At 44.7% G+C, this 18,964-nt stretch carries 16 protein-coding genes and 1 tRNA gene; 5 read left to right on the top strand and 12 right to left on the bottom strand.

The genetic code is table 11. The features are described 5' to 3' along the window. Positions 1-48 precede the first annotated feature (48 nt). From K6V30_RS18015 to wecB, 3 genes are all read right to left on the bottom strand, one after another. Positions 49-1,320 (bottom strand): replication-associated recombination protein A, encoded by a 1,272-nt coding sequence (locus K6V30_RS18015; RefSeq protein WP_022301049.1) that lies wholly within the window; start codon positions 1,318-1,320, stop codon positions 49-51. Between the two features lie 4 nt (positions 1,321-1,324). After that, positions 1,325-3,901 carry a DUF5686 and carboxypeptidase-like regulatory domain-containing protein gene (locus tag K6V30_RS18010; RefSeq protein WP_022301048.1) on the bottom strand — a complete coding sequence of 859 codons (2,577 nt, stop codon included), beginning with the start codon at positions 3,899-3,901 and terminating at the stop codon, positions 1,325-1,327. A gap of 882 nt (positions 3,902-4,783) precedes the next feature. Next, positions 4,784-5,869: a non-hydrolyzing UDP-N-acetylglucosamine 2-epimerase gene (gene wecB / locus K6V30_RS18005; RefSeq protein WP_010537791.1), complete on the bottom strand. Its 1,086-nt coding sequence runs from the start codon at positions 5,867-5,869 to the stop codon at positions 4,784-4,786. 82 nt (positions 5,870-5,951) lie between these two features. On the opposite strand from wecB, the gene K6V30_RS18000 reads away from it, so the two are divergent. Further along, the gene (locus K6V30_RS18000) at positions 5,952-6,581 is read left to right on the top strand and encodes a trimeric intracellular cation channel family protein (protein WP_055270049.1); all 630 of its coding nucleotides are present in this window, start codon (positions 5,952-5,954) and stop codon (positions 6,579-6,581) included. Positions 6,582-6,586: 5 nt separating this feature from the next. On the opposite strand, the gene K6V30_RS17995 is transcribed toward K6V30_RS18000, so the two are convergent. From K6V30_RS17995 to K6V30_RS17985, 3 genes are all read right to left on the bottom strand, one after another. Beyond that, positions 6,587-7,084 (bottom strand): DUF4251 domain-containing protein, encoded by a 498-nt coding sequence (locus K6V30_RS17995; protein ID WP_022301535.1) that lies wholly within the window; start codon positions 7,082-7,084, stop codon positions 6,587-6,589. Positions 7,085-7,179: 95 nt separating this feature from the next. Next, positions 7,180-8,142, bottom strand: a complete 963-nt coding sequence (locus K6V30_RS17990; RefSeq protein WP_022301536.1) for a M48 family metallopeptidase — start codon at positions 8,140-8,142, stop codon at positions 7,180-7,182. Positions 8,143-8,156: 14 nt separating this feature from the next. Then, entirely contained in the window at positions 8,157-8,717 is a 561-nt protein-coding gene (locus tag K6V30_RS17985; protein WP_010537795.1) for a LemA family protein, read from the bottom strand. A gap of 242 nt (positions 8,718-8,959) precedes the next feature. Between K6V30_RS17985 and K6V30_RS17980 the strand changes: the two genes are divergently transcribed. Next, positions 8,960-9,463, top strand: a complete 504-nt coding sequence (locus K6V30_RS17980; RefSeq protein WP_008763441.1) for an RNA polymerase sigma factor — start codon at positions 8,960-8,962, stop codon at positions 9,461-9,463. A 210-nt stretch (positions 9,464-9,673) separates the two neighbouring features. Beyond that, on the top strand, positions 9,674-11,449 hold the full coding sequence (locus tag K6V30_RS17975; protein WP_010537796.1) for an oxaloacetate decarboxylase: 1,776 nt from the start codon (positions 9,674-9,676) through the stop codon (positions 11,447-11,449). A gap of 86 nt (positions 11,450-11,535) precedes the next feature. On the opposite strand, the gene mtgA is transcribed toward K6V30_RS17975, so the two are convergent. The 3 genes from mtgA to K6V30_RS17960 all read right to left on the bottom strand — a co-directional run bounded on the left by mtgA (position 11,536) and on the right by K6V30_RS17960 (position 14,474). Next, positions 11,536-12,279, bottom strand: coding sequence for a monofunctional biosynthetic peptidoglycan transglycosylase (gene mtgA, locus K6V30_RS17970; protein ID WP_029425522.1), 744 nt, complete (start codon positions 12,277-12,279; stop codon positions 11,536-11,538). Then, positions 12,257-12,973 carry a YiaD family glycine zipper/OmpA-like lipoprotein gene (locus K6V30_RS17965; RefSeq protein WP_010537798.1) on the bottom strand — a complete coding sequence of 239 codons (717 nt, stop codon included), beginning with the start codon at positions 12,971-12,973 and terminating at the stop codon, positions 12,257-12,259. Before K6V30_RS17965 ends, mtgA begins: the two co-directional genes overlap by 23 nt. A 145-nt stretch (positions 12,974-13,118) precedes the next feature. Next, positions 13,119-14,474, bottom strand: a complete 1,356-nt coding sequence (locus tag K6V30_RS17960; protein WP_022300914.1) for an MATE family efflux transporter — start codon at positions 14,472-14,474, stop codon at positions 13,119-13,121. A 92-nt stretch (positions 14,475-14,566) separates the two neighbouring features. Between K6V30_RS17960 and K6V30_RS17955 the strand changes: the two genes are divergently transcribed. Continuing rightward, positions 14,567-15,958: a GDSL-type esterase/lipase family protein gene (locus K6V30_RS17955; RefSeq protein ID WP_022300915.1), complete on the top strand. Its 1,392-nt coding sequence runs from the start codon at positions 14,567-14,569 to the stop codon at positions 15,956-15,958. Between the two features lie 80 nt (positions 15,959-16,038). Then, complete coding sequence (locus tag K6V30_RS17950; protein ID WP_055270046.1) at positions 16,039-16,809, top strand: hypothetical protein; 771 nt, start codon at positions 16,039-16,041, stop codon at positions 16,807-16,809. A 65-nt stretch (positions 16,810-16,874) separates the two neighbouring features. On the opposite strand, the gene K6V30_RS17945 is transcribed toward K6V30_RS17950, so the two are convergent. From K6V30_RS17945 to K6V30_RS17935, 3 genes are all read right to left on the bottom strand, one after another. Further along, positions 16,875-17,345, bottom strand: a complete 471-nt coding sequence (locus K6V30_RS17945; protein ID WP_010537802.1) for a GyrI-like domain-containing protein — start codon at positions 17,343-17,345, stop codon at positions 16,875-16,877. Positions 17,346-17,366: 21 nt separating this feature from the next. Then, complete coding sequence (locus tag K6V30_RS17940) at positions 17,367-18,500, bottom strand: GyrI-like domain-containing protein (RefSeq protein WP_029425523.1); 1,134 nt, start codon at positions 18,498-18,500, stop codon at positions 17,367-17,369. A gap of 321 nt (positions 18,501-18,821) precedes the next feature. Continuing rightward, positions 18,822-18,894: transfer RNA gene (locus K6V30_RS17935), tRNA-Lys, on the bottom strand. Positions 18,895-18,964: the final 70 nt, after the last annotated feature.

Here is an 18,964-nt window from a genome sequence, read left to right as displayed (position 1 = left end):
CTCATAAATTAATAGTTCATTCATGTGGTGTAACAGCTAATTTATGGCTTATTTTTTGAATCTTTCTCCCCATAGCTGCTGCATCCGTTCTGCATGCTTTTGTTCCGCAGCATTATTCTGTGGTTGCCAGATTCGTTTTTCTTTCAGTTCGTCCGGTAAGAATTGCTGTTTCACAAAATTACCTTCATAGCTGTGGGCGTACTTATATTCTTGTCCGTATCCCAGTTGCTTCATCAGTTTGGTGGGAGCATTACGCAAATGCAGGGGAACGGGTAAGTTTCCGGTAGAACGCACTAGCTCTAATGCATCGTTGATGGCACTGTATGCCGAGTTGCTTTTAGGACTTGTTGCCAGATAAATGGTTGTTTCTGCCAAAGGGATACGTCCTTCGGGCCAACCGATTTTCATTAGAGTCTCAAAACAGGCATTAGCCAGTAGCAGGGCATTCGGATTGGCCAGTCCTATATCTTCGGCAGCAGAGATTACGAGTCTTCGTGCAATGAAAGCAGGATCTTCACCACCTTCTACCATACGGGCGAGCCAGTAAATAGCGCCATCGGGATCACTGCCGCGAATGGACTTGATAAAAGCAGAAATGATGTCGTAGTGCATTTCTCCATCCTTATCATAAGCCAGCGGATTCTGTTGCAGACGTTCGGTTACCATGTCGTCAGTGATGACTACCGTTTCTTCCGTGTCCGATTCTACTACAAGTTCGAGTATATTGAGCAATTTGCGGGCGTCTCCACCGGAGAAGCGCAGCATTGCTGTCGTTTCTTTGAGTTCGATCTTCCGCTCTTTCAGTACCGTATCGGTAGCGATGGCGCGTTGCAGAAGCTCCAGTAAGTCTTCCTTTTCCAAAGACTTGAGCACATAAAGCTGGCAACGGGAGAGGAGAGGGCGGATTACTTCGAATGACGGGTTCTCGGTCGTTGCGCCGATCAGCGTCACAGTGCCATTTTCCACTGCTCCCAGCAAAGAATCCTGTTGAGACTTGCTGAACCGATGGATTTCATCAATAAACAAAATCGGGCTGGATTGCGAGAAGAAGCGGTTGCTCTTGGCACGTTCTATCACTTCACGTACGTCCTTGACTCCTGAAGTCACGGCACTCAGCGTATAAAACGGAGTTTCCAGCTTATTGGCGATAATCTGAGCCAACGTGGTTTTTCCTACCCCCGGAGGTCCCCAGAGGATAAACGAAGAAATGCGTCCCGCATCAATCATCTTGCGCAGGATAGCCCCCGGTCCAACTAAATGTTTCTGACCGATATAATCATCCAATGTCTTTGGTCGTAACCGTTCTGCTAGAGGTTGCATAGTTTTAGAATACCATTAATACCATGAAACGAATACCGTTCTTATTGATACCCGGGTTGTCACGGTAGGTGAAACGATGTACATATTCAACGTGCAGCAGCTTGAAAATGTTGTAGATACCTATGCTTCCCTCGATATACGGCACTTTGGGGTCCATCACGAAACTGGTGAACTTGCCGTCGCGTGTCGGGAAGCGGAAGAGATCGGGATTGCTGCTCTTGAATGGATTGTTCTTGTCGGTCAATGTTCCCCACAAGGCGCGGACACGGAACATCTCTCTCCATTTCAGATTCTTGATCAGCGGAATGCGGTTGAACAATTTTCCGTTCATGTCATAAGAAAGGGACATGGATGCATAACGGTCGTTCAGGAACTCCATATTGTTGATCAGGGAGAATGTTTCACGTTGAGTGATATATGACAAGTTGGCTTCCGGCAGAATCAATAACGGGAAAGGGACGACATTCCATTCTGCACCTGCTTTTACGCTGCAGTCTATCTTTCCCCACGAAGCGGGAAGCCAGAAGCGTTTCCAGATGCTTGCTTCCGTGCGGTTGAAGTTGTATTCTCCACCCAGTACGCCTTTGAAGCCCATGGCATGAGTCAGTGTAAAGATAGGAGCGTCCAGCGATACCGGAACACGGCGCTGCTTGGAGTTGACAAAAGACTCTCCCGGAGCATAACGCAGCGTCACACTTGCTTCGGAAGTCGTCACATCATGCACACGGGTTTGTGCAGCGTCATTCCGCAGGTATTCCAGTTTGCCGGCAGGCTCGTCGTTTCGATGACGGAGCATAGCTTTTACTCCGAATCCCGTAAGCGTTTCGAGTTCGTAGTTGATGGTGGCATCGCGCATATATGACATCTGGTCTACTGTCGTTGTTTTTATCGAAAGGAAGATGTTGTCTTTGTCCGTAAACAGGAACTTGTCCATCGGAGACATTACGTCATAACTGTATGTAGCAGATATGAAATGTTTGGGGAATTCCCACACCACATAATCCCGTTTGTTGAAAGAGTAAGTCAGCGTTCCGCTATATTTCCACTTCTCATCTTTCAGACCGTAGGCTCCGTATCCGCTCAGGAACCAGTGTTTGTCAAAGTGGGCAGTAGTCATACCACTCAGGCGGAAGCGGGTTCCGTCGATGTAGTTGCTCGAAATCATCGTGTTGATAGGACCGATATCCACTTTACTCTTATGGTCTTTACTACCGGTTTCCACGAAGTTCTCGATCAGTGCTTTCGCACCAAAGATGATATATTTGAATCCCGGGATTTGTTCCAGACGATTGACGAATACATCCATATTGCTTTCCTTCTTGGTCAACGGTACTTGGCGCACACTCGCCCAATATTCGTCACTCTTCGAAAGCATATCGGCTTCTTTGATCACAGGGCCTTTCAGGCGGAACAGCCGCTGCTCTATCGGGTCAAACTTATAATTGCTGTATTTAGTCGTTCGTTCTACCTGTAGTCCTCCCGCTGTTTTGTTGGAGCTCCATGAAAGGTCTACTGTCATGTCGTCATCTGCCAATACCCAGTTTCCGTTAGGAAGTTGCTCGTACTGTTGCACGATGTCCATGCGGTTGACGAAGTTGACGCCACTCTTTTTAGGCAGGTTCATCGTACACTTCTGAACAGCATAGGTCGAATCTTTCAGCACATAAAGATGTCCTGTAAATCCGAAATCCTGTGAGTTCTGCGGTACGAAAGTCAGATGTACGCATTCGCGCTTGTCTACCATCAGCGTATCCATCAGATAGTACTTATAAAAGGAAATGGCATTGTTGCCGATAGGACTTACGAAACGCTGTTGGAGCAGCCGGATGTCATCGTCGTAGATGTTGATATCTGCAAAAACGTCCTTCAGCACAGTCCCCAGCATGTCTCCCGTAGAGAAAAACTCTTCGATACCGTTGGAGTTCTTTCCTTTGATGATGGTCTTTTTGCTTTCAGGGTCTTTCCGGAAGATGGTCTGTGATGCCGTCTCCTGCACGGAGATCGGGAGAATCAGTTTGTTGGTAGTCTCCGATACTTCTACCTGATCTTTGAGGAATGAGTATTTCTTGTAGATACCTCTTTCCAGTTTCTCCGGTGTCAGGTCGTTGATGGACATCTTCATTTTCTCGTACTTGTCGTACTGGTAGTAATCGTTCACTTCGAGCACCTGTGCTTTTTTGTGTTCGATTACCTTCTTCATGAATTCAACTGCCGGATTATTCTTTCGGGAATATTTTTCTTTCTGGGGTTTTACGACTACTTCAGTGAGCATTACATCGTCCGGAGAGAGCTTGACATTGACGGTCTGATTTCCGGAGCCTACTTTGACAGTTTTGCTGACATATCCGATGGAAGAGAAAATAAGCGTTCCACCGTTTCTTCGTGCGTCGAGCTTATATTCTCCGTCAATATTGGTGACAGTACCCATATCTCTCTTGTCTTGATAGTAGACAGAGATATACATTAGTGGTTCATGAGTGACTGAATCAGTTACAACCCCCTTTATTTGCTGCGCAAAAGCATTTGAAACTGCAAATACGACTAAGAGCAGTATTATTATTTTATTATATCGTTGTATCATAACGTTCGTAGTAGGGCTGCAAAGTTAACAAATAACTCTGAGTAAAATAGAGTATATAACTTTTTTTACCCATCGTTTTTTGTTATTTAAGCGAATCAGCCGTTGATTTTTGTTCATTTCTGCGTCATCCTCATCTCGGTGGTGAGTAATTTTCACCTCGGTGGTGAGCTACTTTCACCTCGGTGGTGAGTAGCCTTCACCTCGGTGGTGAGTAGCCTTCATCTCGGTGGTGAGTAGCCTTCATCTCCGAGCTTACAGAATTCGGTCCGTATGTGGAGCCATCATAACTTGTATGTAGAATACTTTAATAGAAGTTTGATTCATCCTTGCATGGGAGATTCGTTCATATCTGTTTAAAAGGGGCAGTCTCCAAAAACTGTTTGAGCTCCATACGAATCAGAAAAGAATATATTTAGGCACGGATTACACGGATTTCACGGTTTTAGTGCTATGATTACGTGAAACAACCGTGTTAATCCGTGTAATCCGTGCCTAATCCTCAATTTATAATTTAGTTCATTTCTGTACGGAAAGAAATAATCTGAAAGCAACCGGTTTTTTCAGATTGGTCTGTTTAAAAAGTAAATTGGCGGCGGCGAAATTCTTTCTTTTCTTTCTTAATAATTCTATTTCTTTAGAATAGAATTATATACTCTTCTCTACTCTTCTCTTCTCTACTGGTTTTGATTGGGTTTTTGCGCCCTATCCATGGGGGTTTCAGAGCTTTTAGTTTTTCAAATCAAGTAATATTTCCCCCATTGTTTTTTACCGAATTTCCTCCCGTTTTTCATTCGCTTTCCGGTAGTATTAGGTATTAAGTATGAATGCGAATCAGCAGTTGAGTCCGGTTCAATAACAAATGAACCGGACTCATTGCCTTCGTTATTTATTTGTTAAAATCTGTACGATTCGTTCGGCTGTTCGACCATCCCAACGTTCGGGAAGTTCGCCTTTTTTCCATTCGCCTTTCATCAGCGTATCCATAGCCCGAGCGAGTGCGGACGGATCTTCACCGACCAGTTCATTCGTTCCTACGCGCCACGTTTCCGGATGTTCGGCATACGTATTGAGCGTAATGCAAGGGATGCCGAGGAACGTAGCTTCTTCGGCTACATTGCCGGAGTCCGTAATGATTCCTTTGGCTTTGTTGATCAGGTATCCGAAGAAAAGATAATTCTGCGGAGGCATGATGTGGAGATTCGGGGCTTCTATGCCGAGGTCTTTGACCGCATTGCGCACATAGGTGTGCATGGGAGCCACGATAGGCATACCGTCCGCTTTTTCGATCATAGTTTCCATCAATTGTCGCAGATTCTCTTTGTTGTTGAGTAGTACGCGTCGGTTGAGGGTGAGCAGGAGGTAATTGCCTTCCTGAAGTCCCAGAACAGAGAACCATACCGGCTTAAGCAGTCGGTTCCGGTTGAAGCGGACAGTGTCTACCAAAATGTTGCCGACGTAATAAACGTTTTCGCTTTCCGTACCCGTCTGATTCAGGTTTCGGTTGGCTACCATGCCGGCGGTAAACAGATAGTCGGATATTCCGTCGGTAATCATACGGTTCACTTCCTTCGGCATCTTCATGTCAAACGAACGTGTACCGGCTACCAGATGAGCTACTTTGATTCCTTGTTTCTTGGCTACGATGGCACAACTCATGGTTGCTGTCAGGTCGTCCACTACCAGAACGACATGTGCCGGATTCTCCGTCAGTTCCTGCTCGAAAGCGATCATGATTCCGGCTGCCAGACTGGTGGGGTTACTGCTCTCCACTCCGAGGTAAACGTCGGGAGCTTTCATGTCGAGATCCGAAAACAGGGAAGCATCCAGACTTGTATCGTCCCGTCTGCCTGTATATACCAAACGGTAGGAAATGCTTTTACCCAGCCCTCTTGCGGCTTCGATAGCGCGCGTGATAGGGGCTATTTTCATGAAATTGGGGCGTGCCCCGGCAACAATTGTTATTTTCATATTGTTTCTATCTAATTCGTGTAGCAAAAGTACATTTTCTTACGGAATTTATTCGTTACTTTGCATACAAAATAACAAATATATGCCCACATTCGTTCAGATTCTTGATTTTATAGGCACATTTGCCTTTGCTATTAGTGGTATCCGGCTAGCTTCGGCAAAGCGTTTCGACTGGTTCGGAGCTTATGTTGTAGGTCTTGCTACCGCTATCGGTGGCGGTACTATCCGTGATGTACTGCTGGATGTGACTCCCGGATGGATGACGAACCCTATCTATTTAATCTGTACAGGACTTGCCTTAATCTGGGTAATCTGCTTTGGCCGCTGGCTGATTCGTTTGAATAATACCTTTTTTATATTCGATACCATCGGACTCGCACTGTTTACGGTAGTCGGTGTGGGCAAAAGTATCGCTTTGGGCTATCCCTTCTGGGTGGCTATCATTATGGGTAGTATCACCGGTGCGGCGGGAGGTGTGATCCGTGATGTCTTCATTAATGAGATACCTCTGATTTTTCGAAAAGAGATTTATGCGATGGCATGTGTAGTAGGCGGCATCGCTTACTGGCTGTGCGATGCCGCAGGTATGGAATCTTATATCTGTCAGCTCGTTGGCGGATCAGCGGTGTTCATCACGCGTATCCTTGCTGTGAAATACCACATTTGCCTTCCTATATTAAAAGGTAGCGAAGAGACTGACAGTGATTCTTAAGGATTTTACTTCTTGTTCTCTGTATCCAGTTCTCCCCGATAACTGATGGACTGGCGATTCTGCATGATGACGTCAATGCTGGCAGTACCGTTCGAGAATACTTTGGCACTGAACTCAAAGAAATCTTCCGGACTTCGGGCGGAGAACTTGATAACTGCATTTCCCTTCTTATCCAAATCCATTGTATATTCTTTGAGGGGGGCATTGAAGATCAGCCCGCTTCCTCCGCCATAAGGAACGCTATAAGCACGTCCGTAGTAGGGCAGGTAAGAGAATACCGAATCATTTCTGATTTCCAGCGAGTATGGAGAACTCAAAGTGATATTACGTCCACGCATGGGCATAGCTGTGTTGACGTCTATCTTGTAGTTTTCTGATACGATCAGCTGTCTGACAGCTTCTTTCTTTTGTTCCTTCTTCTCTTTCTTGGTTTGTGCGGAAAGAGTTGGGATTCCTGCCAGCATAGCCAGCAGTAGCATAAGGATTTGTTTTTTTGTTTTCATATCAGTTATAGTTTAGTGTATATATGTATAACACTCAAATATACTAAAAATAAGGAGTCTCCCTGCTTTCTTTAATGAAAATTAAACAGAAATCCCTAGAACTGTTCCAGAATGGAGATTCGTTTCTCGATAGGGGGATGTGTGGCAAAGAGACCGCTAAAGCCGCTGAGAGCACTTTCTGACTGCTTGCCGGGATTCTGAATGAATAACTGCGCCACATCTCCGCGTTTTACAGCTTCTATATTCGGATCATCTGAAATCTTACGCAGGGCACTGGCCAGTGCCAACGGGTTCTTTGTCATTTCAGCCGACCCGGCATCTGCCATATATTCACGTTTCCGTGAAATGGCGAAACGCATCAGGCTGGCAAAGAAGAAGCCGACAGCAGCGATTACTAAAGCAATCAGCATAATGAGGATGACACCTCCGCCATTTTTCCCATTGCTGCGTATGCGCGTGTGCGTGATAGTATAGAAGGTGATTTGTGCCAGCATCGAGAAGATTCCGACAAATACAATGGAGACAATTAACAGGCGTACGTCCCGGTTGCGGATATGAGTCAGTTCATGGGCGATGACCGCTTCGAGTTCTTCATCGTTCAACTTCTGAATAATCCCCCTTGAGAGGGTGACGGTATAAGTACGGTCGTTGATGCCACTGGCAAAAGCGTTCAGCGAATTGTCGTCAATGATGTTGATTTTAGGAGCCTTCATTCCGTTCGCCATGCAGAGGTTCTCTACCAGATTGTAGACACGTTTGTTCTCCCTGCGGTCGAGCGGCTTTGCACCTGTGGCAGCTTTGATAATGCTTGTATTCATCCAGAAAGCAATCAGGAACCAGATCAGTACGATGCCCATTGTGTAGGGGAGGGCATTGATAAATAAAGGATTGATCATTTCCAGCATCCCTGTCTCCATGCTCTCGTCATGTCCTAGGGCAACCAGCAAGTAGCATGCCAGATAAAGCAGTGCTGCTACCAGGCAAGGAAATAGAAATAACAGAAAGACAGAGCGGCGGTTGTTCCGGCTCTGCTGTGTTTGAATTCCGACGTACTGCATGTTTGCTTCGTTTTTTAGAAACTGATCTTCGGCGCTTGTTCCAGGTTGGCACGTTCGTTGGTACCTAGATCGAACATAATTTCTCTGCGGAATCCTGCCATACCTGCTACGATATTGGACGGGAATGTCTGAACGGCGTTATTATATTCCTTCGTTGCCGAGTTAAAGTAACGGCGTACAGCGGCTAATTTATTCTCCACATCGGATACTTCTTCCTGCAATTGCAGGAAATTCTGGTTAGCTTTCAGGTCGGGATAAGCCTCCAGAGTGATTTTCAATCCCGATAAAGCGGAAGATAACTGATTCTCGGCTGCTATTTTTTCGTCGATCGTTTTAGCGCTGACTGCACCGTTACGTGCCTGAATCACCCGGTCGAGCGTTTCTTTTTCGTGTGAGGCATATCCTTTCACAGTCTCCACTAACTGCGGGATAAGATCGTGACGTTGTTTCAGTTGCACGTCGATGTCTGCAAACGCATTTTCACGGTTGTTTCTCAGTCTCACCAATGAGTTGTACATGGAAGCAAATATGATTCCTAATAATACGATAATTCCTACGATAATAAGTATAGCCATGTCTTTATCTTTTAGTTAATAATACTAGCCAAAAGTAAGTTATTTTGCATTGCCAAGCAAGTAGAAGAGAATAAAAATAGTTCTAAACCACCTAAAAACTATCAAAAAGCACCTGAAAACTATCATTTGACAGTTTCACCCCCTAAGAAATGACGAATTTCCCCCTGTTTGAGTCATAAAATACCTTTAAACTTGCAAATGTCAAGAAAGAAACGAAATATTAACCGTAAAACCCTTAAAGTATGAAAAGTTTAAGTTTCAGAAAAGATTTAATTGGAGTTCAGGAAGAGTTGCTTCGTTTTGCTTATAAATTAACTGCCAATCGTGAAGAAGCAAATGATTTATTGCAAGAAACATCATTAAAGGCCTTGGATAACGAGGAAAAATATGTTCCCGATACAAATTTCAAAGGATGGATGTATACGATCATGCGTAACATCTTTATTAATAACTACCGTAAAATAGTACGTGACCAGACATTCGTAGATCAGACCGACAATCTGTATCACTTGAATCTCCCTCAAGACTCAGGATTTGAAAGTACGGAAGGCGCTTATGACTTGAAAGAGATGCACCGCATCGTCAACGCGCTGCCGAAGGAATATAAAGTACCATTCTCGATGCACGTATCCGGTTTTAAATACCGTGAAATCGCAGAGAAACTGGACCTGCCCCTCGGAACGGTGAAGAGCCGCATATTCTTCACACGCCAACGTTTGCAACAAGAATTGAAAGATTTTGTATAAATTGGGATAACACATCAACCAGACAATTAATGCCGGTAAGGAGCAACGAGTGAAAAACTCGCTTGCTCCTTCGTTTTTGTGACAATATGATATTAAACATATCTTTATAGCCCAACTTATTCGCTGAATGTTTGTTATTATGTCAGAGAACTTTCTATATTTGTATCAACTAGTTAACCTAAGTAATATAAATCTCATCTATTTACGGCAATGAAAAAGGAAATCAAATTTAGTCTCGTTTATCGGGATATGTGGCAGTCGTCCGGCAAGTATCAACCACGTGCCGATCAGTTAGTAAGAATTGCTCCGTTAATTATCGAAATGGGTTGTTTCTCTCGTGTAGAAACCAACGGAGGTGCGTTCGAACAAGTCAATCTGCTGTATGGAGAGAACCCGAACAAAGCCGTCCGGGCTTTCACAAAACCTTTCCACGAAGCGGGCATACAAACTCACATGCTCGACCGTGGTCTGAATGGCCTCCGAATGTATCCCGTACCGGCAGATGTACGCCGGCTGATGTATAAAGTGAAGCATGCGCAAGGAGTGGACATCACCCGTATCTTTTGTGGGCTGAATGAAGTCAGGAATATTATTCCTTCCATCCGTTATGCCCTCGAAGCAGGGATGATTCCGCAGGCAACGTTGTGCATTACGTTCTCACCCGTGCATACCGTAGAATATTATACCGCTATCGCCGAGCGTCTGATAGAAGCCGGAGCACCGGAAATCTGCCTGAAAGACATGGCGGGTGTCGGTCGTCCCGAAATGCTGGGACGTCTGACGAAAGCAATCAAAGAACGGCATCCCGAAATCATCATCCAGTATCACGGACATAGCGGACCGGGGCTCTCCATGGCTTCTATTCTGGAAGTTTGTGAGAATGGCGCGGATATTATCGATGTGGCGATGGAACCTATTTCGTGGGGAAAGGTTCATCCGGATGTTATCTCCGTGCAAGCTATGCTGAAAGATGCAGGATTTCAGGTGCCGGAGATTAATATGAAGGCTTATATGAAAGCCCGTGCCATGACGCAGGAGTTTATCGACGATTTTCTGGGCTATTTTATGGACCCTACCAACAAGCATATGTCTTCTTTGCTCTTGAAATGCGGACTTCCCGGAGGTATGATGGGCTCTATGATGGCCGATCTGAAAGGAGTACATTCCGGCATTAATATGATATTGAGGGGTAAGAACGAACCGGAACTGAGCATTGACGATTTGCTCGTGATGCTGTTTGACGAAGTAGAGTATGTGTGGCCAAAACTTGGTTATCCTCCACTGGTAACTCCGTTCAGCCAATATGTGAAGAATGTGGCATTGATGAATGTGATGTCTCTTATCAAAGGAGAGGAGCGTTGGACGATGATCGACAATCATACCTGGGATATGATTCTGGGTAAAAGCGGGCGTTTGCCCGGTACGCTTGCTCCCGAAATTATCGCATTGGCAAATGAAAAAGGATATGAATTTACGGACGAAGACCCACAGAAGAATTATCCGGACCAGCTGGATGAGTATCGCAAAGAAATGACAGAAAACGGTTGGGACTTTGGAAAGGATGATGAAGAACTCTTTGAGCTGGCAATGCACGACCGTCAATACAGGGATTACAAATCGGGTGTTGCCAAGAAGCGTTTCGAGGACGACTTGCAGCGTGCCAAAGATGCTGCTTTGGCCAAACAGGGATTCTCGGAAGAAGAAGTGAAACGGATGAAGCGTGCGAAAGCCGAACCGGTGACTGCTATGGAAAAAGGCCGGATCATTTGGGAGATTGACGTGGAATCGCCTTCCATGCCACCCGAAGTGGGACATAAATATGAGCCGGATGATGTATTTTGTTATATCGCTACTCCTTGGAATACGTATGATAAGGTGTTGGCAAACTTTAGCGGTCGCGTGATCGAGGTATGTGCCAAGCAGGGGGCACTGGTCAATAAAGGTGAGCCGTTGGCGTATATTGAAAGATGTGAGGAGCCGGCATAGTGCATATATAAAATAACGGATAGAAACAATCCCTTTATTCTGGTTCTGTTTCCTGATGGAATACAGACTGGGATAAAGGGATTGCTTTATTTCTTTTTCTTCCTGGTATTCTTCTTCTCTATGGCTTTTTTCTCCACAGGAGGAAATTTAGGAACCAGGTCCATTAGTCTCAATATCTGTTTTTGTCGTCTCAAAATATATGCCGAAGGCTTTGCTGAGTTAAACCGTATCGGGTTGGGGAGCGTAGCGGCAATCAGTGCGCACTGTCCTTTGCTCAACTTGGCGGCTGTCGTATTGAATTTGTATTTGGCGGCAGCCTGTGCACCGTAAATACCTTTTCCCATTTCAATAGAGTTGAGATATACTTCCATTATTCGTTCTTTCGACCAGAACAACTCTATAAGAAAGGTGAAATAAACCTCGAATCCTTTGCGCACCCAAGATGATTGCGGCCATAGGAACACATTCTTGGCTGTCTGCTGACTGATGGTACTTGCTCCGCGCTTTCGTTTCCGTTTCTCGTTTTCTTTGATCGCTTTCTCGATCTCGATAAAATCAAATCCATTATGTTCGGCAAAACGGTTGTCTTCGGAGGCGATGACCGCCATCGGCAGTTGGGGAGATATCTTATCAAAAGAAACCCACGTGTGTTTCCACGTGGGTTTATCTCCTGACGCAAGCTGCTGTACACTTCGGATGACCATCAACGGGGTGACATACACCGGCATAAACCGATAGACAATCACAGCCAGAATGGTAGATGCAAAGAAGAAAATCAGCAGGTTGCGTGCATAACGCAATATTCTTTTAATGGGAAGCGGCTTGTGCATCTTTAATCATCTGCTCACTTGCGTACATGTAAACTTCTACACGACGATTCTGCTCTCTTCCGGCAGCTGTGTCGTTGCTGGCAACAGGATCACTTTCGCCCATTCCGTCCACACCTTTAATCTGGCTGGATGAAACGCCGCAGCTCAACAAATAACTGGCTACACTCTGTGCACGTTCCTGTGACAAGTTCAGATTCTTCTGACGACTTTGTTCGGCAGTACTGTTTCTCCAGCCCTGATTGTCGGTATATCCATAGATGGATACGTCCATGTCTCTGTTCTGGTTGAGTACGTTGTTGGCGAACTTGCTCAATGCAGACTTGGCAGCAGCACTTAGAGTCGCATTACCGGTAGTGAAAAGAATACCCGAATCGAATGTTACCTTTACTGCCTGCAATCCGTTGTTGTCAGTTATCTGCTCTACTTGTGCGCCTTCAATCTGTTTTGCTTCTGCTGCCGCTTTATCCATCTTCTTTCCGATAAGGGCACCTGTTCCTGCACCTACGGCAGTACCAATAGCCGCACCGATGGCAGCACCCTTGCCTTTACCGATAACACCGCCGAGGATAGCACCTAATGCAGCACCCGAACCACCGCCGATTGCGGCACCTTTGCCCGTATTGTTCATGCTTGCGCAGCCACTGAATATAATGGTTATACTCATGAAGAGAACCATCCATTTCATTTTGTTCATAATGCAATGTTTTTTTAATAGGTTTATAAAATAATACTTTAATAAATTAACAACGCAAAGATACATATTATTTGCCAAGGTCATACTTTTTAGGTTAAAATAACTCCGGATGATCTTTGTATATGTTAAATAACAAACGACATGGCTACCTTGTTGACACGGAAGGCAGATTTAAGCATTTTTTCCTGATCATGGTAAACCATCCCAAGAGAATCATTCCTTTAGCAATCGTTGTGACGCATACTGCCCACCAGATGCCTTCTACTCCCATGCCCATCCGTACAAACAGGATGGCAAGCGGAATACGCATATAATTGCATACGATGCTGACAATGGCAGGAGGTACGGTACGTCCGATGCCATAGAACACTCCCTGCATCGTGATTTCGAGCATCATGAATAGCTGCGAATATCCGTCGATACGCAGAAATACACCGCCGGCTTCATAAGCCGCCTGTTCGGGGACAAAAATTGAAAAGACTTCGTTTCCGTAAAAAATGAACAGCAGTGTGCAGAAAGTACCGAAGATTCCTGTCATCCACAAGGTAGTATGCCATGCTTTCAGCACGCGCTCTATTCGTCCGGCAGCGAAATTCTGTGCAATAAAGGCGCTAAGTGCGGTGGAGAAGCCTTGGGAGGTATTCCAGGTGATAGCTTCTATTTGTCCTCCGGTGGTGAAGGTCATCAGTCCGATGTGTCCGCCCTGTTCGGAGGCGGTGCGGCAGAGGAACATGTTGACAAACGCAAACAACGTGTTCAGGGTAGCTACGGGCAGACCTAATTTCAGAATACGCCGTGTGTACTTCTTCTTCAGGCGGGAGAAGAATGGGAAACCGCCGAGCAGGGCGTCCTTGCGGAAACGTAGTTGGTAGATGAAGATGGCGAAAACAGTAGCTTGCGAAAGCCATGTGGCATAGGCGGCACCGTTTGTACCCAGGCCGAATCCGAAGATAAACAGGGGATCGAGAATGATGTTCATAATCAGTCCTGTACCGCTGATATAAAACGGGATTTTGCTTCGTCCTGCTGCATTATAGATACCGGTAAAGGCGGCAGACAGGAATATGAACGGTAATGCGGTGGAGATAATCCGCAGGTATTCGATAGCATTGACCGTGATGTGCTCTTCGAGTTCGTAAATCCGGATAATGGGACTTGCGAATGTGAAAAGCAATCCGCCCCAGCAGAGCGAAATGATCAGTGCAATCGTGATATTGTGTGAAGCGAACTGACGGGCATCTTCTTGGTTTTGTGCACCGATGGATTGTCCTACGCTGACTTCGGACCCTACCTTATTTAATAAGGAGATAGAACCGGACATCCACGTCAGGATTCCTACAGAACCGATGGCTGCTACGGCTTCACTTCCCAACCGTCCCACCCATGCCATATCCGTAAGGCTGTATGCCATCTGTATAAACGATGTTGCCATGATGGGCATCGCCAGATTGAACAGTTGGCGGTTGATAGGACCATGTGTCAGATTCTTTATCCCTTGCATATTACTTTTTCTATTTAAAAGGAGGCGCAAAGATACATAAAATTACTATCTTCGCACATCAAAATATTCATTAATCAAAGTATACAGATACTATGAAACAAAAAATCTCTTCTTTTTGGGTATTGCTCGTCCTGTTGTTAGCAGGTCTGCAAGCCTCGGCACAAAGTGCGCCAAAACCATTTGATATTGAACAACCTTCTCTTCGTGTTTTTCTTCCGGCACCGGAATTGGCAACTGGGCGTGCGGTGGTAGCTTGCCCGGGTGGGGGATACTCCGGCTTGGCGGTCAATCATGAAGGGTATGACTGGGCACCATATTTCAACAAACAAGGAATTGCATTGATCGTTCTTAAATACCGGATGCCGAAAGGGGACCGCACTCTCCCGATCTCTGATGCCGAAGCCGCCATGAAAATGGTACGCGACAGTGCTGACGTATGGAATCTGAATCCGAATGATATTGGTATCATGGGATCTTCCGCCGGAGGTCATCTGGCTTCGACAATCGCTACACATGCGCCTAAAGAGCTTCGTCCTAATTTCCAGATTCTCTTCTATCCGGTGATTACGATGGATAAATCTTTTACCCACATGGGCTCTCATGACAATCTGTTGGGCAAAGATGCTTCTGAAGAACTGGAAAAAGAATTCTCTAACGAGAAGCAGGTGACAAAGGAAACTCCCCGTGCGTTCATTGTTTATAGTGATGATGATAAAGTCGTTCCTCCTGCCAATGGAGTCAACTATTATCTGGCTCTGAATAAGAAAGGCGTTCCCTCCGTTCTCCACATTTATCCCACAGGCGGACATGGTTGGGGAATCCGTGAAGACTTCCTCTACAAGAGTGAAATGCAGAACGAACTGACCTCTTGGTTGCGTAGCTTCAAAGCTCCCCGCAAAGATGCCGTACGTGTAGCTTGCATCGGCAACAGCATTACGTTCGGAGCAGGAATAAAGAATCGCAGCCGCGATAGTTATCCTTCCGTATTGTCTCGTATGCTGGGCGATGGTTACTGGGTGAAAAACTTCGGAGTAAGTGCCCGCACTATGTTGAACAAAGGAGATCATCCGTATATGAATGAACTTGCCTACAAGAATGCATTAGCTTTCAACCCTAATATTGTTGTTATCAAACTCGGGACAAACGACAGTAAATCATTCAACTGGAAATACAAAGCCGACTTTATGAAAGATGCGCAGACAATGATTGATGCCTTCAAAGCCCTTCCGGCACAACCGAAGATTTATCTCTGCTATCCTTCCAAAGCCTATCTGACAGGTGACGGTATCAACGATGATATTATCTCCAAAGAGATCATCCCGATGATAAGGAAACTTGCCAGGAAAAACAACCTGTCTGTCATAGACCTCCATACTGCTATGGACGGAATGCCCGAACTTTTTCCGGACCGCATTCATCCGAATGAAAAGGGAGCCAAAGTAATGGCAGAAACTGTCCGTCGATCTATCATCTCTTTAAAATAAAAAAGATGTTATTGACTATTGAGCTTTTGACCGGATAATTGTATTAATAATATAGCCTTGATATAGGAAAGGAGAATATAATGGTCAGAACAATTGTTGTTTTCGTTTTTGTAACTTCTGTATGTGTTACTGCTGCCTTTTCCCAAACTGTAGAAAAGGAGAATAAAGTAGACGTGCAAAAGAAAAATAGTTCTACGGAAGTAAGCGGACGTTTATTGCTTGAAACAAAAGACATAGAACCGAAGTTGCCGGATATGGAGGTCAAAAAGAAAGCAGCAGATGATAAGTCCACGCAGTCATACGGCTTGACACCCTCAAACCCTGCATCGGGCTTATCTCCTTATTTTTATGATTTTCCTGCATTGCTGGAAAGTAATCCGACATTGACGGATTTTTATAACTTCCGGCGGTATCCGATGAATGGGCGACTTTCTTTTATTGGGAGTGCGGAACAGAAAACTTATTTGGGATTAGGACAATATATGTCAGTCAATGTCGGAGTGCGCTGGATACCTTCCCAAAGATTTTTCGTTGAGGCAGGAGGTGTCTATAGCCGGCAATACTACTTGGCTTTGCCTATAGCGAGGCAAGATATAGCAGGAATGTATACGAGGATGCAATATACTTTGGCCAGAAATGTCCGTCTAAATGTCTGGGGACAGTACTTTATCTGGGGCAATACGCCTCCTCCGGTTTATAATCCGATATTTCCACATACGGGGATGGGAGCCTCCATATCGGTTGATGTGAAAAAGAATACGGAAGTAAGTGTCGGTGCTGAATATCAGTATGACAAGAATTCAAAGGAATGGAAGATGGAAACGTCAGGCCGCATATCCATTGGCTTTTAACACGGCTGGCTTTTGTCACAGCGTAATTATGTCGTTTCAGCAATTGTAGGCATGTCTCCTGTTTTTTATAGCAAAGGCATTTCAACTCTTGTGACATGTTCTTCTTCGGGCACATCCGGATTACTGTAATAATATTCTATTGATGTTCCGGAAGCCTTATATCCATTTGTCTTTATCCATTCGGCCATCTCGTTATACAGTTGTGCCAATTCATTGTAGTTTCCTCTGTGCAAGCATGAGACTATTCTTCTGGCGGGGATGATGACAGACTTTATGTTTCCGGTCCCTTGTAGAGTTCTCGACGATTTCAATCCGATAATCATTCTTACATGTTCTTCGGTCAGGCTTTCAAAGTCGGGGTACCCGACAAAGGGAATATTGGTGGTCACTTCCCCTTGCTCCTTGAATAAAGTGTCGATTCTTACAAAGTTCTCTCCGATAGCTTGTGGCATTCCTTTCATGTCGGTTTGCACTTCGATAGCCAGAGCAGGCTGCTCCGGTTGCTGTAAAAGCATGATTTCTGATATCTTTGCCATAGATTCTGTTTTTAATGATGATTACTTCCGTATGACCGGTATATATATGTCTGTTAGCAACTCCGATGTTTCTGTAGTAGACGGACGATTCATATATACCTCAAAGCTGGATGTACTTTGAGGATGGTATTTACTTTTCGGGAACCATTCCTCATAAATCATCCTGTACGCTTTGTATAAAGAAGAATAGCTTCCCTTATGCCTGAATATGGCATACCGTCCACCGGGTATCTGCATGATCCCCGGCATCGTTTTCACTTTTGAATCATCGCGAATGGTAATACCCAGATAGAATCTGCACTTATCTGTAGGTGTGATTGACGGATCGTCCATACTAAGGCTGATAAACTTGTCATACCGCTGATCGGCTTCATACTGTCTGGCGTAATGCCGTAGTTTATTCCATAGCAATTGGTATTTTATTTTGTTTTTATACGCTTCTCCTACTTCAATGCAGAATATCTTCATCGGGCTGATCACTTTTATTTCCGGCTCGATATCCGTTGCCGGATTTTTACTGTTCGGTTTATGCTTTTCTCTGTATTGGGAAGTTGATATACCAAAATGTTTCTTAAAAGCTTTAGCAATGCTGGATTTAGTCTGATAACTTGTCTGCTCTATTATTTGTTTCAGTGTATAGTCTGTTGAGATCAGCAAATGTGCAACATGTTCAATGCGCAAACGCTGTATATAGCTGCCGATATTTTCTCCGGTAGCGGCAAGGAACACTCTTCTGAAGTGGTATTTGGACAGCCCGCTCATTGAACTCAGTGTATCAGTATCCAATATCTCCGTCAGATGACAGTTGATGTACACTATTATGTTCTGAATCATCTTGTGATGCAGATAGCTTGTTTCCACCTTTTGCCGCCATCTGTTCAGTGTAGGAAGCCGTTTATTCAGTATATTCCTCAGTTCTTCCGGAGAATAGTCCGTATCTGCATATTCATTATATTTATCTGTATATTTTATCCAGATATCGATCATTTCCCACATGGATATGTCGACAATGTATTTTCCCTCCTTCAGGCAATAATAGCAAAACTCATCACTTCTCGAACCGTCAGAGTTAGTACCTAGATATTCTTCCACATCAAAGCGAAGCGGCATTCCGCAACTTTGGCAATATCTTTTATTTATTTCGGATTCAACCATTTGTCTATTCTTGCTTTGCTTGCAAAAATAAGCTATTTTTCCGGTAAGCAGTTGTCCGGAATAGGCATCTTTTTATTAACAAATGTTCATTTCTGCTATTTCCTAAAGTTGTATCTTTCCTTTGTATGGAAGTATCAGTCAGTTCCCTTCTGTCATCGGTCTGCTGCTAACCGGTTTTATTGCCGATAGGCTGGGGGTGGAGAATATTTTCATCATCGGAGGAGTAGCGATCAGCATTAATATCTCTTATCCGTATATACGAATAAAAGAAGAAAAGTCTCCAATAACCATTGATTATCAGAGACTTTTCTTCTTTTTTAGTGATCCGCCTGGGGCTCGAACCCAGGACCCCAACATTAAAAGTGTTGTGCTCTACCTGCTGAGCTAGCGAATCAATCCTTTGTGCTTTCTTTCGAATTGCGGGTGCAAAGGTAGAACATTTTTTTAGAACTCCAAAGCATTTC

Source organism: Bacteroides faecis, from assembly GCF_020091505.1.
GTDB classification, from domain to species: Bacteria; Bacteroidota; Bacteroidia; order Bacteroidales; family Bacteroidaceae; genus Bacteroides; species Bacteroides faecis.
This window is presented reverse-complemented; position numbering and strand designations above follow the sequence as displayed.